Source organism: Paenibacillus xylanivorans (genome assembly GCF_001280595.1).
GTDB lineage: Bacteria > Bacillota > Bacilli > Paenibacillales > Paenibacillaceae > Paenibacillus > Paenibacillus xylanivorans.
In genome coordinates this window covers 1-538 of the sequence record NZ_LITU01000024.1, presented here as the reverse complement: position 1 = coordinate 538, position 538 = coordinate 1, and the positions used below count along the sequence as shown (strand labels likewise).

Annotated in this window: 1 protein-coding gene; it reads left to right on the top strand. The window is 43.1% G+C overall.

Annotation, left to right across the window (positions count from 1 at the left end):
- A partial coding sequence (locus tag AMS66_RS02640) for a GyrI-like domain-containing protein (RefSeq protein ID WP_053779320.1) occupies window positions 1–480 on the top strand: 480 nt, incomplete at its 5' end.
- Between the last annotated feature and the right edge of the window lie 58 nt (window positions 481–538).

The following is a 538-nucleotide window of genomic DNA, read 5'->3' as shown; positions in this document are numbered from 1 at the left end:
ATGAGTAATTATAATTTTGAAGAAAAAGACAGCTTTATCGTTTTAGGAATTGGAACGGAGCTTAAGAGCCCCTACACAGACTTTGCTGGCATCAACAAAGAAAAGGCGGATTTTTGGTCGACTGTGAAACAAGATGGAAGCCTCGACACTTTAAAAGCTATAGCCACAAACGACTATATTTTTGCCGTGAACGAAGCGGTGAATAACAAAATGATGCATTATGCTGGCGTTATGACAGAAGCATCTCTGCCAGAAGCAACCCGAGTGATCCAATTCCCTAAGGGTGAATACCTGGTTGTTAAGGGGGAAGGGGAAACGGCTGAGGAGTTGAGTAATAACCTAACTGGCATTGCTTTTGGTCAAGTCCTGCCACAAGAAGAGAGTTATGCCTATGTTGGTGGGCCAAATGCAACGGTTGAGATGGGGCAGAGAAACGGCTTGGTATTTGGTGAAATGTGGATTCCAGTTGTTAGGAAATAACGAGAAGGAGGATGGAAATGTCGTATATCGTTGATTTTAAAAATGTGTCTACGGTCGG